The organism is Archangium sp. (assembly GCF_036388035.1).
Classification (GTDB): Bacteria; Myxococcota; Myxococcia; order Myxococcales; family Myxococcaceae; genus Archangium.
Map to the genome: position 1 here is coordinate 1 of NZ_DASVSO010000169.1, position 2,082 is coordinate 2,082.

At 68.1% G+C, this 2,082-nt stretch carries 3 protein-coding genes and 1 pseudogene; 2 read left to right on the forward strand and 2 right to left on the reverse strand.

Features of this window, described 5'->3' with window-relative positions; translation table 11 throughout:
- A pseudogene (locus VF697_RS07500) lies at nt 1-549 on the reverse strand (cell division protein FtsK); the annotation flags it as partial.
- Between the two features lie 130 nt (nt 550-679).
- The gene (gene hpf / locus VF697_RS07505) at nt 680-1,024 is read right to left on the reverse strand and encodes a ribosome hibernation-promoting factor, HPF/YfiA family (protein ID WP_331092812.1); all 345 of its coding nucleotides are present in this window, start codon (nt 1,022-1,024) and stop codon (nt 680-682) included.
- A gap of 152 nt (nt 1,025-1,176) precedes the next feature.
- Here hpf and VF697_RS07510 point away from each other — a divergent pair, with 152 nt between their 5' ends.
- Both VF697_RS07510 and VF697_RS07515 read left to right on the forward strand, forming a co-directional pair.
- Nucleotides 1,177-1,533: a response regulator gene (locus VF697_RS07510; protein ID WP_331092813.1), complete on the forward strand. Its 357-nt coding sequence runs from the start codon at nt 1,177-1,179 to the stop codon at nt 1,531-1,533.
- A 60-nt stretch (nt 1,534-1,593) separates the two neighbouring features.
- The gene (locus tag VF697_RS07515) at nt 1,594-2,037 is read left to right on the forward strand and encodes a hypothetical protein (RefSeq protein WP_331092814.1); all 444 of its coding nucleotides are present in this window, start codon (nt 1,594-1,596) and stop codon (nt 2,035-2,037) included.
- Nucleotides 2,038-2,082 lie beyond the last annotated feature (45 nt).

The following is a 2,082-nucleotide window of genomic DNA, read 5'->3' on the forward strand; positions in this document are numbered from 1 at the left end:
CACCTGCGACTGGCTGCCCTCGGGATTCCACAGCACGGGCACGGAGAAGAAGACGTGGGGCGCGTCGAACGCGTCCACCAGCACGCCCTCGCCGCCGGCCTTCAGCAGCTCCTGCACGTTGAGCTTGTCGTCCGAGACGGGCTCGCCGTCGGCGCGCGCGTACAGCGCGGCGTCATGGGTGACGAGCGCGAGGACGACGGAGCCCTGGAGCACCTCGGGCACGAGGCCCTTGGCGGCGGCGCGCAGGCCGGAGAAGCGCTCCTCGATGGGAGGCTCCTCGATGCGGATGCCCTTGCCCTTGGGCAGGGGCACCACCCGGGGCTGCACGGCGGTGGCTACCTCCGGGCTCGCGGCCAGCTTCAGCGCCAGGGTCTGCACGAGCGGCCGGCGCGCCTCGAGGGCCCGGGCCACCTCGGAGATGGCGGCCGCGGCCTGGGCGGGTGCCCCCTCCGTGGCGCGAGCACTCAGCGGGCCCGACACCAGGGGAAGGTGAGCCACTCCGAGTCCGAGGACCAGGAGTGCGAAGAGGAAGAACTTGAGGCGGACCATCGCCGTCCTTTAGCCCGGGGGTGGAGGGTTTCGCTTATAGCGTCCACCGCTCGGGGCCAGCAAGAAACCGGGAGGGCCCGCCTGGGAGCCCGGACACCCGCCGAGGGGTCTCCGGGCTCCTTTTTGTCCACTAGAAGCGGACGTCCTCGGGGAGGCCCTGGCTGCTCGCCTCCCGGCGCTTCTCGATGGTGCGCGTCACCACCTTCTCCAGCGTGTCACGCGCCGTGTCGATGGCGTTGAACATCGTCTCCGCCGTCTCCGTGACGTGCATGCCCGAGAAGCCGGGCATCCGCACCGTCACCCGGCACTCCTGGTCCACGCCACCCTTGGGACCGTTGATGTCCACCAGGGCGATATCGATCTCGGTCGCCTCGTCGTCGATGTACTTGACGAGGGGCTCCACCAGATGCTGCGTCACGTAGTCCCGCAGCGAGTCCGTCAACGTCAGATGGACTCCTCGCATCAACACCTTCATGGCGTCACCTCCCTTGAGCCCTGAAGATGGTCAGCCCGGAAGCATTCGGTGAGCGGCGATGGGGCTCGTCCCCTCGCTCGCCCTCCAGGCCAGGGACGGAGCGTTGGGCCGGCGCGGACGATTCGGCGCGCCCTCCGCGTTCCTGTAGTCGCATGGGAGAGCGAATCAAGGTGTTGCTGGTCGAGGATGACGGCGACAGCCGGGAACTCCTCGCGGAAATCCTCGAGGCGGACTTCGACGTCATCACGGCGCCAGACGGTCCCGCGGGGCTGAGGGCGTTCGAGGATGATCACCCCGACGTGGTCATCACCGACGAGTCCCTACCCGGGATGTGTGGCACCGCGCTCGCCCACGAGGTGAAGACCCGCCAGCCCAAGGCCGGCGTCATCCTCGTCTCCGGCTATACCGACGTGGAGTCCGACTGTTGCGACGTGGTGCTGCGCAAGCCCATTGATGTCGAACGGTTGTCAGCCGCTGTCGGAAGTCTCGGGGAAGCAGCCAGGCACTGAAGGGGCGCGTGCTAACTTCGAGCCTGGTTGCCAGGGTGATGTTCCTGGAGGGAGGGCACGATGAAGTATTGCATGCAGTGCGGTTCCGAATACCAGGACGGCGTGAAGGAGTGTGCGGACTGTCCGGGAAACGCCCTGGTGGACGCGGAGACGATGCGTCAGCACCATGTCGCGTTGACCCGGGAGCAGGACACGCAGAAGTTCGTCCGGGCGGCCACGGCGGAGGATCCGCTCACGGCGGATGACTTCGTCGCGTTGTTGGAAAAGGAACGCATCCCCGTCTTCTCGCGGCCCCGGCGCACGGGCACGGTGGATGTGCTCACCACGGGGGCGCTGGAGCCCTGGTGGGTGATCATGGTGCCCGAGGAGTTCCAGGAGCGCGCCATCCAGCTGCTGTCGCGGGAGAAGAGCACCCTGGATGCCACCTCCGACGAGGCCGCCCTGGCCGCCGAGGAGGAGGAGCTGGAGACGGAGGCCTCCGCCTCACCCCCCGGCGCCCTCTGACGCGGGCCGGTACACCACTTCTAGTCGACTAGAAGTGGTGTACCG